The sequence below is a fragment of the Rhodococcus sp. 320_ES genome, from assembly GCF_059691855.1.
Window position 1 is genome coordinate 180,623 of sequence record NZ_JCAWAG010000003.1, and the last position, 16,000, is coordinate 196,622.

A 16,000-nucleotide genomic window follows, 5' to 3' on the forward strand; every position below is an offset into this window, starting at 1 on the left:
CCGTCGACGGGGATCGACGAGCGGTTATTCTTCCTTCGTGGAACCTGTGTATCGGACAATCATCGGCGTCGCCCGCACCGTCTTCGCGGCGCAGGGCCTGAAGTTCACGATCACCGGTGAGCAGAACATCCCCGCCACGGGCGGCGCGGTGATCGCGGTCAACCACACCGGCTACATGGACTTCACCTACGCCGGCATCGCACCGCGGGCCGTCAAGCGCTACATCAGGTTCATGGCGAAGAAGGAAGTCTTCGACAACAAGATCTCCGGCCCGATCATGCGGGCGCTCAAGCACATTCCGGTGGACAGGGCAGCGGGCGCCGATTCGTACCGCGCCGCCGTCGAGGACCTGAGGAAGGGCGAGTTGGTCGGCGTCTACCCCGAGGCCACCATCAGCCGCAGTTTCGAGATCAAGGAATTCAAGTCCGGCGCCGCGCGCATGGCCATAGAAGCGCAGGTGCCGATCATTCCGACCGTCATCTGGGGCGCGCAGCGGGTGTGGACCAAGGGATTCCCCAAGCGGCTCGGGCGGACCAACACGCCGATCTCGATCGCGGTCGGCGAGCCCATTCCGCCGAACCTTCCGGCCCCCGAGCTGACCGCGCTGCTGCGCGCGACCATGCAGGGAATGCTCGCGGAACTGCAGAAGAACTACCACCACCCGCCCGGCGAGTACTGGGTGCCGGCGCGGCTCGGCGGCAGTGCGCCCACGTTGGCCGAGGCCGATGTGATGGACAAGGCCGACGTCGACACGCGCAAGGCGTCGCGGGAGGCGAAGGGGAAGTAGCCGCCACCGCTGTGCGCGAAAAAGGCCCCTGGAGGGGCGTTTTTCGCGCACAGTGCGGATTTCACGCTCGGGGGAGCGGCGACCCGGCTATCGACTGCAGGTAGGCGACGTGCCTGTCCAGCGCGTCTCGCCCGGCGGCCGTCAAACTCAGTCGCGTCTTCGTGTAGCGAGCCGCACTCACCTTTTTGATGTCGACGTAGCCCTTGTCGCTCAGCGTCGTGATGTGTTTCGACAGGCTCGATTGAGAGAGTTCGCAGTAATCTTGAACAACTTTGAAATCGGCCTCGGCGCAGCCGGACAGGTAACCGCAGATCTTCAGCCGTGCCGGCGCGGCGAGTGAGTCGTCGAGTTTCGGCGTCACTTCGGCATTCCCCAACCGCGCAGTGCAAAGAAGTACGTCGCGGCAGCCACGACGCCGAGGCCCACGTAGATCGCCGCGAGCGTGGAGTCGGCGTTCAGTCCGCAGACGAACAGCGTGACCAGCACGAGCGCCCAGACGACGTTCGTTCGATGGACTCGGCCCCGATAACCGAAGAGGCCCTTCCTGTTTCGATATCTCGCGGGTAGCAGATAGGCGACCGCGAGAAGCACCGCTGCGAGCGCGAGGGTCCAGAATCCGGAAGGGCCGTGGCCTAGAAGGGCAACGCCGACACCCAGCGCGAGCGACGAGGCGATGGTGACGGCGAGAGGAAGTGGGGGCCGACCGGAGGCGCGCTGCGCTTTGTTCAACGCCGCCAGTTGTTCTTGGGCTTCGTTCCGTTCCATGTTGCCAACATAGCACCCACATTCCATTGAGGAAAGTAGATTCCTAAGCCAGCTGTGCGCGAAAACCGCCCCTCCAAGGGCGGTTTTCGCGCACAGGGGTGGTTACTTGTTCGGACCCGCAATCTCCAACGCGATGTTGTCGGGATCGCGGAACTCGAGGATCGCCATCCCGGCGTCACCGAGGTCCTTCACACCCTCGTGTGCAACGCCGAGGTCGTCGAGGACCTTCGCAGCGTCGTGCAGGTCCTGCAGAGACGCCACCGAGAAGCTCAGGTGATCGAGACCGGTCTTGTCCTCGTGGAACGCACCTTCGGACACCGGCCGGAGACCGAGCAGGCCGCCACCGAATTTGTAGATGACGCCACCGAAGAGAAACCCGAGTGCCTCCTTGGTCGCCTCGTCCGGGTTCGGCGGAAGTTCGAACGCGACCTCGAAGCCGAAGACCGAGTCGTAGAACGCTCGGGACTTCTCGATGTCGGTGACGGTGAGGCGGACGTGGTTGTAATCGACTGCTGCGATCGGCACAAGATCTCCCTGGATAGACGACGGACACGATTCATTCGGCACCGCGCATGCATCCGATTGCCCCTATCGCTTGCGCGCGACCCGCTTCTCGTCCCACACCGGCTCGTCGGATTCGTACACCTGCCCGTCCGATCCGAACACGAGAAACCTGTCGAAGCCGCGTGCGAACCAGCGATCGTGCGTGACGGCGACGACGGTTCCGTCGAACTCGGCGATCGCCTCCTCGAGCGAGTCGGCCGATTCGAGGTCGAGGTTGTCCGTCGGCTCGTCGAGCAGAAGCATTGTGGCGCCCGACAATTCGAGGAGCAGAATCTGCAGTCGCGCCTGCTGCCCGCCCGAGAGGTCGTCGTACTTCTGCTCGGCGGCGCGGGAGAGCCCGTAGCGATCGAGTGCCCGCGACGCGCCCTCGCGGCCCATGCCGCTGCGATGTTCGTTGCCCATGTGCAGGATGTCGAGCAGGGTGTTTCCCGTGAGGTCGGGCCGGGTGTGCGTCTGAGCGAAGAATCCGGGGCGCACACGGGCGCCCAGCACCGCGGTGCCCGTGTGGGGAACCGGATCGATGACCAGTTCCTGCACCGGTTGGTGCTCACGCTCGGGGTCCGTTCCGCCGCGTGCGAGCAGTCGCAGGAAGTGCGACTTGCCGGAGCCGTTGGACCCGAGCACCGCGACTCGGTCGCCGTAGAAGAATTCGGCATCGAACGGTTTCATCAACCCGGTCAGTTCCAGCGACGTGCAGACCAGCGCCCGTTTGGCCGTGCGTCCACCGCCGAGCCGCACCGTCACCTTCTGCCTGATGGGAACTGCTTCGGGAGGTCCCGCCTCTTCGAACTTGGCCAGCCTGGTCTGCGCGGCCTGGTAGCGCGACGCCACTCCGTCGTTGAACTTCGCCTTCTCGCGGAGCCGAAGAACCAACGCGCGCAGTTTGATTCGTTCTTCGTCCCATCGGCGGCGTAGTTCGTCGAGTCGCGCGTTGCGGTCGGCACGCGCGTCGCGGTAGGTGTCGAAGCCGGCGCCGTGCACCCAGGCCGTCGCGCCGCTGATCCCGGGTTCGAGCGTGACGATGCGCGTCGCGGCGTTGGCAAGGAGTTCACGATCGTGGCTGATGAAGAGCACCGACTTGTCCGACTCGCGAATGGTCTTCTCCAACCACCGCTTTCCGGGCACGTCCAGGTAGTTGTCGGGCTCGTCGAGCAGAAGCAGTTGATCGGATCCGCGGAACAACGCCTCCAGAACGAGTCGCTTCTGCTCGCCGCCACTGAGCGTCGACGCCTGGCGCCATTTCGCGCGTTCGAACGGCATCCCCAGTGCGGCCATGGTGACCTTGTCCCAGAACGGCTCGATGTCGTAACCGCCGGCATCTCCCCAATCCGCAAGGGCCTGAGCGTAATCGAGCTGCGAGGCCTCGTCGTCCTTCTCGATCAGCGCGTTCTCCGCGTCGTCGAGAGCTCGCGCGGCGTCGGCGACGGCAGGTGCGGAGACGGTCAGCAGCAGGTCTCGAACCGTGCGGGCAGGCCGGAGGCCGGCCGGGGACGTGGACTCGTCACGAACCTGCCCGACGAACTGACGCATGACGCCCATCGACCCGGACCGCGTCACGGATCCGTCGTCGGGGGAGATATCACCGGCGACGATCCGGGTCAGCGTGGTCTTGCCGGTTCCGTTCGGGCCGATCAGCGCGGTCTTGGCGCCGTCGCCGACCCGGAAACCGACGCCGTTCAACAACTGCCGCCCGTCGGGGAGGAAGTAGTCGATGTCGGTCACTTCGAGATGAGCCACAAGAGGCCACCCTAGGGGCGGCAGGGCAGAATGACAGCGATGTCCCACCCAACGCAGCCAGCACCCCGCCTCGTCGCCAGCGACGTCGACGGCACGTTGCTCAATCATCACGAGCGGCTCAGCGATCGGACGAGGGCAGCCGTGCATGCGGTGCTCGCGGGCGGTGCGACGTTCGTCTTGGCAACGGGACGGCCTCCGCGGTGGATCACTCCCGTCGTCGAACAACTCGGATACGCCCCGATGTCGGTGTGCGCCAACGGCGCCGTGATCTACGACGCCTCGACCGATCGCGTCGTCAGCGCGATCACGCTAGGGGTCGACGTCCTCGCGGAGCTCGCCGAGACGGCCGAGTCGGTTCTCGAGGACTGCGGACTGGCCGCCGAACGTGTGGGGGAGAGCGCGCATGACGCCGCGACGCCGCAGTTCGTCAGCTCACCGGGCTACAAACATGCGTGGCTGAACCCGGACAACACGGAAATGTCCGCGCTCGAGGTGCTCGCCGCCCCCGCCGTGAAGCTCCTGATCCGCTGCCCGGAGATGTCCAGCGGGGACATGGCCGCCAAGTTGGCGCCGCACGTGCACGGCGTCGCCGACATCACCTTCTCCACCGACAACGGGCTCATCGAACTGTCGGCGCCGGGTGTCACCAAGGCGTCGGGACTGAAGATCGTCGCCGATCTACTGGAGGTGGACGCGGCCTACATCGTGGCGTTCGGGGACATGCCGAACGACGTGCCGATGCTCGCCTACGCCGGTCGCGGTGTCGCGATGGCCAACGCCCACCCCGACGCGATCGCGGCGGCCAACGAGGTCACCGCCAGCAACGCGGACGACGGGGTGGCGCAGGTGTTGGAGCGGTGGTTCACACCGGCACCGTGATCACCGCAAGCCAGGTGCGCCTATCCCGCCGGCGCCTGGTTCATCTGCTCCGTATAGGTGTCGTTGTAGGCCTTCAGCACGGCGGTGACGATGCCGGTCACCTCGTTGAAGATCAGCGAGCCCTTCTCGAAGTTGGACTGCCATCCACCGGGGATCTTGAACTCGTCGCTGGTGGGCAGGCCCATCGAGCCGCCGTCGCCGCCCATCTTGACGAACTGCTTGAAGATTTCGCCGATGACGGAGAACGCCTGTCCGCTGGGGTTGGCGACGATGGTGCCGTTGAGGAAGTCCGCGCGCTGACCACCCTCGGCGGCCGGCAACACACCGGTGACAGCCGGTCCGAGTGCTCCCTGCTCGCCGCCCATGGACGACCATTTCGCCGCGACGGGGTTCGGGTCGGTGAGGCGAACCAGCTCGTCGATCAGCGCGGGAACCCCGGCACCGGGTGCTGCGCCCGACGCCAGCGTCTCGGCGGGCGGTCCTGCCGGTGCGGGTTCGACCGGAGCCGCAGGTGCGGGGGCCGCCGGATCGACCGGTGCCGCCGGCTCTGCAGGTGCAGCCGGATCGACGGGTGCGGCAGGCTCGGCAGGTGCCGACGGTGCGGCCACGCCGTTCAGGTTCGCTTCGGCGATGTCGCGTAGCTGCGGCAGATCGCTGTACGCGGCGTCGCCGGGGCATTCGGTGTTGCCGACGTCGCGGTGCGCGAAGATGATCGGCAGGTCGACGCTCTGACCCTTGGCGTACGGGGTGTACCGCGTGCCTTCCGACGTCATCGTCGTCTGGCCCTTGGGGTTCAGACCCGCGAGCCCGAGGCGCCATCCGAGGAACTTGCCGGCCGCGTCGAGCATGGCCTGGCTGGGCTTCTCGGTGGAGTAGTCACCCATGAGCGCGAGGCCCATCGTGTTCTCGTTGAAACCGCCCGCGTGGGCACCTTCGACGTTCTTGTCGAGGCCGCCGGCGCGACCTTCGAAGATCTGGCCGTACTTGTCGACGAGGACGTTGTAGCCGATGTCGCACCACCCCAGCGTCTGGGAGTGGTAGGCGTAGATCGCACGCACGATGCCTGCGGACTCGTCCTTGGTGTAGTCGTTGCTTCCGGCGGTGTGGTGGATCGTCGCCCCGCCGAGAGAGTCGTCGATGGTGGGTGTGCTGCACCGCTTGGACTCGTCGGCGCCCCACTGGGCACGAGTGATCACGGGCGGGCCGTTGCCCGCGACGGGCGGCGCGGATTCCGCGAGCGCGCCGTCTGTCTCGGAGGTTCCCGGCGTGATCAGCACGGCGGTGGCCGCGGCCGCGACCTGAGCGAGCGTGTCGATCAGCGGTTGGTCCTGAGTGCGCAACGGCGACGAGCTCGATGCCGGGACGTAGCCCAGCGGCTGCGCGTCCGGCACCGGCGGAACCGTGGGTGCCGCCGGCGCGGCCGGCGCCGCGGGAACAGGAGGAACCACTGGAGCAGCAGGCGCAGCAGTGGCAGCGGGCGCGGCCGCCGGATCGGTCGGCGCGGCCTTCGGCGTCAGCAGGAACTGCACAGCCTTCGTCAATCCGACGTAGACCGGTTCGGTACCGACTGTCTCCGACCGGCCTCCGGCCTGCCCGCCGGTGGCCGGTGTGTCCGTATCCGAGGCGTCGCTGGGACCGGTGTCGATGGCCGTCGTCGAGTTCCACGGTCCCCACGAGCCGTCGGGCAGCTGCGCGCGAACCTGGGCGACGGCGTCGTCGATGTTGTCCGTGGTGAGCGCGACCATGCTGAACGGGCTGTCCTGCTTGACCTCTTTCACGACCGCTCCGGCCGGGACGGTGATGCTGTCCAGCGGTGTGGACGGAGCCGGGGGAACCGGGGCCTGAGCCGACGGCGAGCTCGGAGGCGTCAGTCCGGGGATGTTCGGAACGTTGATGGTGTCGGGCAGCTTCAGATCCCGAAGGTTGCCGAGGTTCAGGTCGGGCAGGTTCAGGCCGGTGAGGTCCTTGAGCGAGATGGTGATGTCCGGTGCGGACGCCAGCGCGATCTTCGCGATGGTGGTGGGGATCGCTGTGGTGCTCTCGTTGGTCTTCTGAACGTCCGAGCTGGTACCGATCGCGGTGTAGACCGCGATCGGGCCGGTGACCGCGAGCGCGGCGACGGTGCCCAGGATCAGCGATGGTTTCGGTCGACGATGCACTGGTGTTGGCTCCCCTGGTCGGCATGCTGCGACGTCGTCACCCATGTTGTGGATGTGACGGAAGTGATTGATGTTGCGCAGTAAACGCCACATTAGTCACACAAGCACCAACTCTCAACCATTAGTAGAGGGTTCGACGGTGTGTTCGAACGACTCGTGGGCGTGGGAGACTCGATCCGTCGGATACCCTGATTGCCCGTGACTGATCTCGAGCCAGGTAGGTACGACGTGATCGTCGTCGGGTCCGGTTTCTACGGACTGACGATCGCCGAACGCACCGCCTCCGAACTGGGCCTGAAGGTTCTCGTGCTGGACCGTCGCCACCACATCGGTGGCAACGCGTACTCCGAGGCGGAGCCCGAGACCGGCATCGAAGTGCACAAGTACGGTGCGCATCTGTTCCACACGTCCAACAAGAAGGTGTGGGACTACGTCAACCGGTTCACCTCGTTCACCGACTACCAGCACCGCGTCTACGCGTTGCACGGCGGCCAGTCGTACCAGTTCCCGATGGGTCTGGGCCTGATCTCGCAGTTCTTCGGCAAGTACTACTCGCCGGACGAGGCGCGTGCGCTCATCGCGGAGCAGTCCAGCGAGTTCGACTCCAAGGACGCGACCAACCTCGAAGAGAAGGCCATCTCGCTGATCGGCCGCCCGCTCTACGAGGCGTTCGTGCGCGACTACACCGCCAAGCAGTGGCAGACCGACCCCCGCGAGCTTCCCGCGGGCAACATCACCCGCCTGCCCGTGCGCTACACCTTCGACAACCGCTACTTCAACGACGACTACGAAGGGCTGCCCGTCGACGGGTACACCGCGTGGCTCGAGAACATGGCTAGCCACGACAACATCGAGGTGCGCCTGAACACCGACTGGTTCGACGTCCGCGACGAGATCGTGACCGCCAACCCCGACGCACCCGTGATCTACACCGGCCCGCTCGATCGGTACTTCGACTACTCCGAAGGCGAACTCGGCTGGCGCACACTCGATTTCGAAACCGAAGTGCTGCCGACCGGAGACTTCCAGGGCACCCCGGTGATGAACTACAACGACGGCGACGTCGCCTTCACTCGTATCCACGAGTTCCGGCACTTCCACCCCGAGCGTCAGTACCCGGCCGACAAGACGGTCATCATGCGGGAGTTCTCGCGAGCCGCCGAGTCCGGTGACGAGCCGTACTACCCCATCAACACCCCGGACGACCGCGCGAAGCTGTCCGCGTACCGCGATCTGGCCAAGAAGGAGACGGCGCAGAACAAGGTGCTGTTCGGCGGCCGGCTCGGCACGTACCAGTACCTCGACATGCACATGGCCATCGCGAGTGCCCTCACCACGTTCGAGAACGTTCTGCGTCCCCACCTCGAGACCGGCACCGCGCTCTCGGCTGGGTCCGACCTGTGAACGCTCGCCACACCCTGTCCGAACAGGAGCCACTGAGCGGGCAGGCCGGAGGCCGGTCGGAAGCAACCGAAAAGCAGCCCTTGATCGGTAAGGCGTTGCTGCAACGGGTTCTGCTTCCGCGTGCCGGTGAGCCGCTCGACGTGCGCACCCTGTACCTGGAGGAAGCCACCACGAACGCGCGACGGGCACATTCGACGTCCCGCACGTCGGTGTCGATCGGCGCCGAGTCGGAAGTGTCGTTCTGCACGTACTTCAACGCGTTCCCCGCGAGCTACTGGCGGCGCTACAGCACCCTGACGTCGGTCATCCTGCGCGTCGAGGTCACCGGCCACTGCCGCATCGACGTCTACCGATCCAAGGCCGACGCGTCGCGCATCCACGTCGAGGGCCGCGAGGTCGGTGACTCGCCGGTGGAGTTCGAGATCGACCTCGGACCCTTCGAGGACGGCGGCTGGATCTGGTTCGACGTCACCTCCGACACCGACGTCGTCGTCGAAGGTGCCGGATGGTTCGCGCCCACCGATGCGCCCGGCAAAGCGGATGTGGCACTGGGCATTCCGACGTTCAACCGACCGGCCGACTGCGTGAAGGCGCTCCAGGCCATCGCGTCGGACCCGCTGGTTCTGGGCGTCGTCAAGAACATCATCGTTCCCGACCAGGGCACGAAGAAGCTGCGTGACGAGCCCGGATTCGAGTCCGCGGCAGCTGCTCTCGGCTCCCGACTCGCCATCCACGATCAAGCGAACCTCGGCGGCAGCGGCGGATACAGCCGCATCATGTACGAGGCGCTGAACAACACCGACTGCGAACAGATCCTGTTCATGGACGACGACATCGAGATCGAACCCGATTCGATCCTGCGTGCCCTCGCGATGTCGCGCTTCGCGAAGGTCCCAACCATCGTCGGCGGCCAGATGCTGAATCTGCAGGCGCGCAGTCATCTTCACGTCATGGGCGAGAAGATCGACATGGGAATCTTCATGTGGGGCGGCGCCGAGAACGTCGAGTACGACCACGACTTCTCGGAAGAGCCTCTGCGCGAAGCGAAGTTGCTGCACCGCCGGATCGACGTCGACTACAACGGCTGGTGGATGTGCATGATTCCGCGCGTCGTCGCCGAGGAGATCGGGCAGCCGCTTCCGCTGTTCATCAAGTGGGACGACGCCGAATACGGCTTGCGCGCACGCGAAGCCGGCTACCCGACGGTCACCCTTCCCGGTGCCGCAATCTGGCACATGGCCTGGAGCGACAAGGACGACGCCATCGATTGGCAGGCGTACTTCCACCTCCGCAACCGATTGGTGGTTGCCTCGCTTCACATGCCGGGTCCGGCGCGCGGACTCGTGGTGAACACCGTCAAGGCGACGCTCAAACACCTGCTGTGCCTGGAGTACTCCACCGTCGCGATTCAGAACATGGCCATCCGCGATTTCCTCGCCGGGCCGGAACACATCTTCTCGATCCTCCCCACCGCGCTCGGCGACGTACACGCAACCCGCAAGCGGTTCTCGGACGCCGTCGTGGTGGGCTCGTCGACCGAACTGCCGCCTCCCAGCGGTGCCGGAGTGCCGGCGGTGGGCGAACCCACCGGCGCTGCAGCGAAAGTGAAGCGCCTGGCGAAGGGCGTGCTGCGCAACGCGAAGCCCGCGCAGCCGGAGCACCACGAGCGTCCGCAGTTGAACGTTCCGACGATCGACGCGCGCTGGTACCTGCTCTCCCAGGTCGACGGCGTCACCGTCACCACGGCGGACGGCCGCGGCGTGGTCTACCGCAAGCGTGATCCCAAGCTGGCCAAAGCGCTTCTCTCGGAAGCGATCCGGCTTCGCAAGGAACTGAACGATCGGTTCCCGGAGGTCGCGGAGCAGTACCGTCTCGCCGTGCCCGAACTCACGAGTCAGAAGCGGTGGGAAAATGTCTTTGGTTACCAGGCGTAAGGGGCGGGGGCCGACGCCCGGTCTCGAAATCCAGGCACTCGCCGCGATCCAGGCGACCATCGGCGCTGCGCCGGGTGCCACGTCGATCGCGCGCGGCATGTCGCACTTCGGGGAGCACGCGCTCGGGTGGATGGCGATCTCGGCAGCCGGGGCGGCACTCGATGCGCCTCGCCGACGTGAATGGGCCGCCGTCGGAGTCGGTGCCGTCGGTGCCCACGCGGCGTCCATCGTCGTCAAGCGCATCTCGCGTCGACGCCGTCCCAGCGACCCGTCGGTGAAGGTCGGGGTGAGCACGCCGAGCCAGTTCAGCTTCCCGTCGTCGCACGCCACGTCCACGACCGCGGCGGCCGTCCTGATCGCACACGTCACCGGCAAGCCCGTTACCGTGGCCATCGCCGCGCCGATGATGCTCTCGCGTCTCGTCCTCGGCGTGCACTACCCGTCGGACGTTCTCGTCGGGGCAGCGCTGGGCGCCGCCTCGGCAGCTGCAGTTGTGAAACTCGAACACAGGTATGGAGCGTCATGAGCGAGGAACCCGCCGTCGAAGGTGCGCCGCCGAAGAACCTGGCCACCGGCATCGTCAAGGCGGTTCGCCCACGCCAGTGGGTCAAGAACGTCCTGGTGTTGGTCGCGCCGATGGCGGCCGGCCAGATCACCGAGTCGGACGTGCTGCTGCCCGTCGCGCTCGCGTTCGTCGTGTTCTGCATGGCCGCGTCGGGCATCTATCTGGTCAACGACGCCATGGACGTCGAGGCCGACCGCGCGCACCCCACGAAGCGGTTCCGCCCCATCGCGGCCGGCGTGCTGCCGGTCGGGCTGGCGTACGCGATGGCCGTGGTCCTGCTCGCCGGATCCATCGCTCTGTCGTTCCTGGCCAACTGGAACCTCGCCGTGGTCATGGCCGTCTACATCGGCGTGCAGCTCGCGTACTGCTTCGGACTCAAGCACCAGGCCGTGCTGGACATCTGCATCGTCAGTTCCGGGTTCCTCCTGCGCGCCATCGCCGGCGGCGTGGCGGCCAACATTCCGCTCTCGCAGTGGTTCCTGCTAATCATGACCTTCGGATCGCTGTTCATGGCCGCCGGAAAGCGGTACGCCGAGCTGCAGCTGGCCGAGCGCACGGGCGCCAAGATCCGTAAGTCGCTGGAGAACTACACCACCAGCTACCTGCGGTTCGTGTGGACTCTCGCGGCCACGTCGCTGGTGATCTGCTACGGCCTCTGGGCGTTCGAGCAGGACCGAATCAGCGGAAACAGTGCGTACGCCATCTCGATGGTTCCGTTCACAGTCGCTATCCTGCGATACGCAGTGGATGTCGACGGCGGCGTCGCTGGAGAACCGGAAGAGATCGCCCTCGGCGACCGGGTGCTCCAACTGCTCGCCATCGCGTGGATCGGAGTGGTTGGTGTCGCTGTCTACCTCGCATGACGAGCTGACGGACACGCCTCCCCCTGCCTCATCCCCGTCACGATTCACTCCCGAGCGCCTCAGCCGAGCCGTCGGCGCGCTCGGCATCGTCGTGACCGGTGTTCTCACCTTGATCGGCGCGTGGGACCGGCGCTGGATCGCCGACGACGGTCTGATCGTCCTGCGCACCGTGCGCAATCTTCTGGCCGGCAACGGACCCGTCTTCAACGCCGGGGAGCGCGTCGAGACCAACACGAGCACCGCCTGGACCTTCGTCGTCTGGTTCTTCGGGTGGCTCAGCGGCGTGCGCCTGGAATACGTGGTGCTGACGATCGCGCTGGTGCTCACCACCGCCGCGGTCGTGGTCGCCATGATCGGAACGTCTCGCCTGTACCGGGGACAGTCGCTTGTGCTGCTACCCGCCGGCGCCCTCGTCTACATCGCGGTTCCGCCGGCGCGCGACTTCTCGACGTCCGGCCTCGAGACCTGCCTCGTCATCTTCTGGCTGGCGGTCACCTGGTTGCTGATGGTCCGTTGGTCCGAACGCGATCGAACGCCGTCGACGCGGTCGGTGCTGTGGCTGGCGTTCTGGGCCGGCCTGTCGCCGCTGGTGCGGCCGGAACTCGTCATCGTCGGCGGCATAGCCCTGGTCATGATTTTCCTGGCGACGCCGGGATTGCGCGCGAAGGTCGCGATCGTTGTCGTCGCCGGAGCGGTCCCGGTCGGCTACCAGATCTGGCGTATGGGCTACTACGCGCTCCCGTATCCGAACACCGCCGTGTCCAAGGACGCCGGCGGTGCGAAGTGGGCGCAAGGAATGACGTACCTGTGGAATCTCGTCGGGCCGTACGCGCTCTGGGTTCCGTTGACGCTCCTGATCGTCGCCGCGTTGGTTACTGCTCGGCGGGTGAGATGGTCGCGGCCGGCACTGTCCTGGATCAGGACGCCCGCGGCCGTGATCGCGTTCGCGTTGATCTGCGGACTGATATCGCTGGTCTACGCGGTGCGAGTCGGCGGCGACTTCATGCACGGCCGCACGCTGCTGCCGGCTCTGTTCCTGCTGTTGCTTCCCGTGTCCGTGGTGCCGATCCGCCTGTCGAAGGCCGGTGCCGTCGGGTTCGTGTTGTGGCTCGGTGTCGTGGTGTGGGCCGGGTTCGCCGCCAACACGCTGGGGATGCCGCAGGGCACCACGGTGGGGCGCTCCGGCATCGTCGACGAGCGCGCCTTCTACGCCCTCAACACCGGCCACGAGCACCCCATCCTGGCGAGCGACTACCTCGACTACCCGCGCATGCGTGCGATGGTGCAGACCATCGAGAACACCCCCGACGGTGGCCTGCTCCTGCCGGCAGCGGCGTACACGTACTGGGACGTCGTTCCGCCGCCGCTCCCGATCCCGCCGGGCGGGGCCGAGCACATCGTCTACTACCTGAATCTGGGCATGACGAGCATGAACGTCGGACTGGACGTGCGCGTGCTCGATCAGATGGGCCTGGCGTATCCGCTGGCGTCGCACACCGAGCGTCTCGACGACGGCCGAATCGGTCACGACAAGAACCTCTATCCCGACTGGGTCGTCGCGGACACCGGGATGGTCGACGTCCACCCGTTCATGCCGCCCTATCTCGACGAGGAATGGGTCGCGGACGCGAAGGCCGCACTGCAGTGTCCGCAGATTCAGGACCTGTTGACGTCCTACCGGTCCGACCTCACCCGTGCGCGTTTCGTCCAGAATTTCAAGCACGCCTTCGAGTTCGCCGCGTTCCGCTTCGACCGGGTACCTGCGTACGAACTACAAGAATGTAATTTGACACCGCCTCCGAACGGGACGGCGAAATGATTTCCGCCATGCGTGTGATCCACAACACAGCTTGTGGGCAGCGAGGTGGCGATTCGGTCTCGGAGGTGCACCGAATCAGTCATCCCGTCTGGATTCTTCCGTCTCGTTTGTGTAACGCTGGCACAGTCTGCGGGGATATGTGGAAATGATGTGGGTCGTCGTGTGGCGTTGTCACCGCCGACCCGCGACGGGTGCGCGAGAGAAAACCCGAGCACCCCGAGTTCCATGAACGAATATGTCGAAGTGCGCACGGCCGTCCGGCCGTACGAAGTTGAGAGGCCGAATGTATGCGTGACGGGTCCGTGACTGTCCTCGGGGACACAGCGAACGAAGAGCACAGTGTCAGCGAGGTCCGTCCGCGCAAGCGGTTCGGTCGCCTGCGTAAGGCAGCGGTGGCACTGGGGTTGAGCGTCGCTCTCCCACTGGGTCTGGCAGTGGTGGCCGTCGGACCGACGGCCAACGCCGCATTCGATCCGGCCGCGCAGGACGTCTGGGCCGATTCCTCGATGGGTCCGATCAAGAGCCGCGTCTGGCGCGCGAGCGACGGCAACCGGAACAAGGTCGTGTACCTCCTCGACGGACTCCGCGCACGCACGGACCTCAACGGCTGGGAGATCGAGACCAACGTCGGACCGTTCCTCGCGAGCCAGGGCATCAACGTCGTCATGCCCGTCGGCGGACAGTCGAGCTTCTACACCGACTGGTACGCACCCTCGAACTTCAACGGTCAGAAGACCACCTACAAGTGGGAAACCTTCCTGACGCAGAACCTTCCCAACCGTCTCGCGGCACCGGATCTCGGATTCAGCCGCTCGCGCGTCGGCGTCGTCGGCATCTCGATGGGCGGCAGTGCTGCGCTCACCCTGGCGGCCTACCACCCGGACCAGTTCAGCTACGCCGGCTCGCTGTCGGGCTACCTGAACATCTCGGCCCCCGGCATGCGGGAGGCCATTCGCGTCGCGATGCTCGATTCGGGCGGCTACAACGTCGACTCCATGTGGGGACCCCCGTGGAACCCGGCGTGGCTGCGCAACGACCCGTTCGTGTTCGCGCCGCGACTGCGTGACAACGGAACTCGCGTGTGGGTCTCGGCGGCCAGCGGTCTCCCGGGCGTGTACAACACCCCGCAGACCCCGATCGACTACTTCAACACCGCGACCGGAATGGGCCTCGAAGCCCTCGCGTTGGCCAACAGCCGCGCGTTCCAGGTCCGGATGGCGTCCATCGGTGCCAACAACGTGACCTACAACTTCCCGGCGCAGGGAACGCACATGTGGGGCTACTGGCAGGACCAGATCTACAACATGAAGAACGACCTGTACGCCAACATCGGCTAGCGGGTAGTCCGGAGGACGGTCGGAGTCCTTAGGAAGTTCGACAAACAATCTCGGCGGACGGCCCCGGGTTTCAAAACCTCTCACAAGGTTTTGTCCCGGGGTCGTTTCGTGTTCTAGGGTCCAGTCTGAGAATCGGCTGAGCGGTCGGTCGACGACACAGGCGAAAGAGGCTCGACCCATGCAGTTCGGTTACAAGCGCAGGTTGGCGGGCATGTTCGCCGCTCTCATGGTGGTTCCCGCTGCACTGGGACTCGCCGGTACGTCCATCGCGTCGGCTGCGCCGATCGCACATCGCGCGCCCAGCGGCGGGTATCAAGAGCTGTTCGTCCCGTCGTCGATGGGTCCGATCAAGGTTCAGGTCCAGTGGGCGGCTCGCGGAGGCAGCGCGGCGCTCTACCTGCTCGACGGACTGCGCGCCCGCGACGACCGCAACGCGTGGTCCTTCGAGACCAACGCGATGCAGCAGTTCTCCAACGACAACGTCACGCTCGTCATGCCGGTCGGTGGCCAGTCGAGCTTCTACACCGACTGGTACGCGCCGTCGAACTTCAACGGCCAGAAGATCACCTACAAGTGGGAGACGTTCCTGACGAAGGAACTTCCGGACTACCTCGAAGGGTTCGGCGTCTCCAGTTCCAACAATGCGATCCTCGGACTGTCGATGGGCGGCAGCGCTGCGCTCACTCTGGCGGCCTACCACCGCAATCAGTTCAAGTTCGCCGGCTCGCTGTCGGGCTACCTGAACATCTCGGCTCCCGGAATGCGTGAGGCCATCCGCGTCGCGATGCTCGACGCCGGCCGCTTCAACGTCGACTCGATGTGGGGTCCGCCGTGGAATCCGGCGTGGCTGCGCAACGATCCCTTCGTGTTCGCTCCGATGCTGCGCGGGTTGTCGCTCTACATCGCCGCGTCCAGTGGGCTCCCCGGCCCGACGGATCGCCCGAATTCGCCCATCGGGGTCTACAACACGGCCAACGGAATGGGGCTCGAGGCCATCGCGCTGGCCAACACCCGTGCGTTCCAGGTCCGGATGACTGCGCTCGGCATCCCGGCTCGCTACGAGTTCCCCGCCGCCGGTATCCACAACTGGCCCAACTGGGAAGCTCAGCTGTGGAACGCCCGCGGTCAGATTCTCGACGCTCTGGGTGCCTGAGTTCCCAGTAACAATTGCACCACCAGTAACAGCG

At 65.9% G+C, this 16,000-nt stretch carries 14 protein-coding genes; 9 read left to right on the forward strand and 5 right to left on the reverse strand.

Annotation, left to right across the window (positions count from 1 at the left end; translation table 11 throughout):
• Positions 1 to 37 precede the first annotated feature (37 nt).
• Positions 38 to 787 (forward strand): lysophospholipid acyltransferase family protein, encoded by a 750-nt coding sequence (locus AC59JP_RS11505; RefSeq protein ID WP_497325916.1) that lies wholly within the window; start codon positions 38 to 40, stop codon positions 785 to 787.
• A gap of 61 nt (positions 788 to 848) precedes the next feature.
• Here the strand turns inward: AC59JP_RS11505 and AC59JP_RS11510 are convergent, their stop codons facing one another.
• The 4 genes from AC59JP_RS11510 to AC59JP_RS11525 form a co-directional block, all read right to left on the reverse strand.
• Positions 849 to 1,148, reverse strand: a complete 300-nt coding sequence (locus tag AC59JP_RS11510; RefSeq protein ID WP_497325917.1) for a transcriptional regulator — start codon at positions 1,146 to 1,148, stop codon at positions 849 to 851.
• A complete protein-coding gene (locus AC59JP_RS11515) occupies positions 1,145 to 1,552 on the reverse strand; it encodes a hypothetical protein (protein WP_497325918.1) in 408 nt (135 codons plus the stop codon). Before AC59JP_RS11515 ends, AC59JP_RS11510 begins: the two co-directional genes overlap by 4 nt.
• A 102-nt stretch (positions 1,553 to 1,654) precedes the next feature.
• The gene (locus tag AC59JP_RS11520; RefSeq protein WP_497325919.1) at positions 1,655 to 2,077 is read right to left on the reverse strand and encodes a VOC family protein; all 423 of its coding nucleotides are present in this window, start codon (positions 2,075 to 2,077) and stop codon (positions 1,655 to 1,657) included.
• A 63-nt stretch (positions 2,078 to 2,140) separates the two neighbouring features.
• A complete protein-coding gene (locus AC59JP_RS11525; RefSeq protein ID WP_497325920.1) occupies positions 2,141 to 3,853 on the reverse strand; it encodes an ABC-F family ATP-binding cassette domain-containing protein in 1,713 nt (570 codons plus the stop codon).
• Between the two features lie 30 nt (positions 3,854 to 3,883).
• On the opposite strand from AC59JP_RS11525, the gene AC59JP_RS11530 reads away from it, so the two are divergent.
• On the forward strand, positions 3,884 to 4,732 hold the full coding sequence (locus AC59JP_RS11530) for an HAD family hydrolase (RefSeq protein ID WP_497325921.1): 849 nt from the start codon (positions 3,884 to 3,886) through the stop codon (positions 4,730 to 4,732).
• A gap of 20 nt (positions 4,733 to 4,752) precedes the next feature.
• Here the strand turns inward: AC59JP_RS11530 and AC59JP_RS11535 are convergent, their stop codons facing one another.
• On the reverse strand, positions 4,753 to 6,891 hold the full coding sequence (locus tag AC59JP_RS11535) for an N-acetylmuramoyl-L-alanine amidase (RefSeq protein ID WP_497325922.1): 2,139 nt from the start codon (positions 6,889 to 6,891) through the stop codon (positions 4,753 to 4,755).
• Positions 6,892 to 7,089: 198 nt separating this feature from the next.
• Between AC59JP_RS11535 and glf the strand changes: the two genes are divergently transcribed.
• The 7 genes from glf to AC59JP_RS11570 all read left to right on the forward strand — a co-directional run bounded on the left by glf (position 7,090) and on the right by AC59JP_RS11570 (position 15,966).
• Positions 7,090 to 8,295: a UDP-galactopyranose mutase gene (gene glf / locus AC59JP_RS11540; RefSeq protein WP_497325923.1), complete on the forward strand. Its 1,206-nt coding sequence runs from the start codon at positions 7,090 to 7,092 to the stop codon at positions 8,293 to 8,295.
• A gap of 32 nt (positions 8,296 to 8,327) precedes the next feature.
• Positions 8,328 to 10,229, forward strand: a complete 1,902-nt coding sequence (locus tag AC59JP_RS11545) for a glycosyltransferase (RefSeq protein WP_497326474.1) — start codon at positions 8,328 to 8,330, stop codon at positions 10,227 to 10,229.
• Complete coding sequence (locus AC59JP_RS11550) at positions 10,207 to 10,755, forward strand: phosphatase PAP2 family protein (RefSeq protein WP_497325924.1); 549 nt, start codon at positions 10,207 to 10,209, stop codon at positions 10,753 to 10,755. The genes AC59JP_RS11545 and AC59JP_RS11550 overlap by 23 nt, the downstream gene beginning before the upstream one ends.
• Positions 10,752 to 11,657: a decaprenyl-phosphate phosphoribosyltransferase gene (locus AC59JP_RS11555; protein ID WP_497325925.1), complete on the forward strand. Its 906-nt coding sequence runs from the start codon at positions 10,752 to 10,754 to the stop codon at positions 11,655 to 11,657. The genes AC59JP_RS11550 and AC59JP_RS11555 overlap by 4 nt, the downstream gene beginning before the upstream one ends.
• A gap of 4 nt (positions 11,658 to 11,661) precedes the next feature.
• Positions 11,662 to 13,476: an arabinofuranosyltransferase AftB family protein gene (locus tag AC59JP_RS11560; RefSeq protein ID WP_497326475.1), complete on the forward strand. Its 1,815-nt coding sequence runs from the start codon at positions 11,662 to 11,664 to the stop codon at positions 13,474 to 13,476.
• Between the two features lie 377 nt (positions 13,477 to 13,853).
• A complete protein-coding gene (locus AC59JP_RS11565) occupies positions 13,854 to 14,813 on the forward strand; it encodes an alpha/beta hydrolase (RefSeq protein ID WP_497326476.1) in 960 nt (319 codons plus the stop codon).
• Positions 14,814 to 14,991: 178 nt separating this feature from the next.
• Entirely contained in the window at positions 14,992 to 15,966 is a 975-nt protein-coding gene (locus tag AC59JP_RS11570; RefSeq protein ID WP_497325926.1) for an alpha/beta hydrolase, read from the forward strand.
• Positions 15,967 to 16,000: the final 34 nt, after the last annotated feature.

Bases quoted from the DNA above. Each gene is read 5' to 3' on its own strand.
- AC59JP_RS11570 (WP_497325926.1), top strand. From the start codon at position 14,992: ATGCAGTTCGGTTACAAGCGCAGGTTGGCGGGCATGTTCGCCGCTCTC.
- AC59JP_RS11530 (WP_497325921.1), top strand. From the start codon at position 3,884: ATGACAGCGATGTCCCACCCAACGCAGCCAGCACCCCGCCTCGTCGCC.
- AC59JP_RS11515 (WP_497325918.1), bottom strand. From the start codon at position 1,552: ATGGAACGGAACGAAGCCCAAGAACAACTGGCGGCGTTGAACAAAGCG.
- AC59JP_RS11550 (WP_497325924.1), top strand. From the start codon at position 10,207: ATGTCTTTGGTTACCAGGCGTAAGGGGCGGGGGCCGACGCCCGGTCTC.
- AC59JP_RS11555 (WP_497325925.1), top strand. From the start codon at position 10,752: ATGAGCGAGGAACCCGCCGTCGAAGGTGCGCCGCCGAAGAACCTGGCC.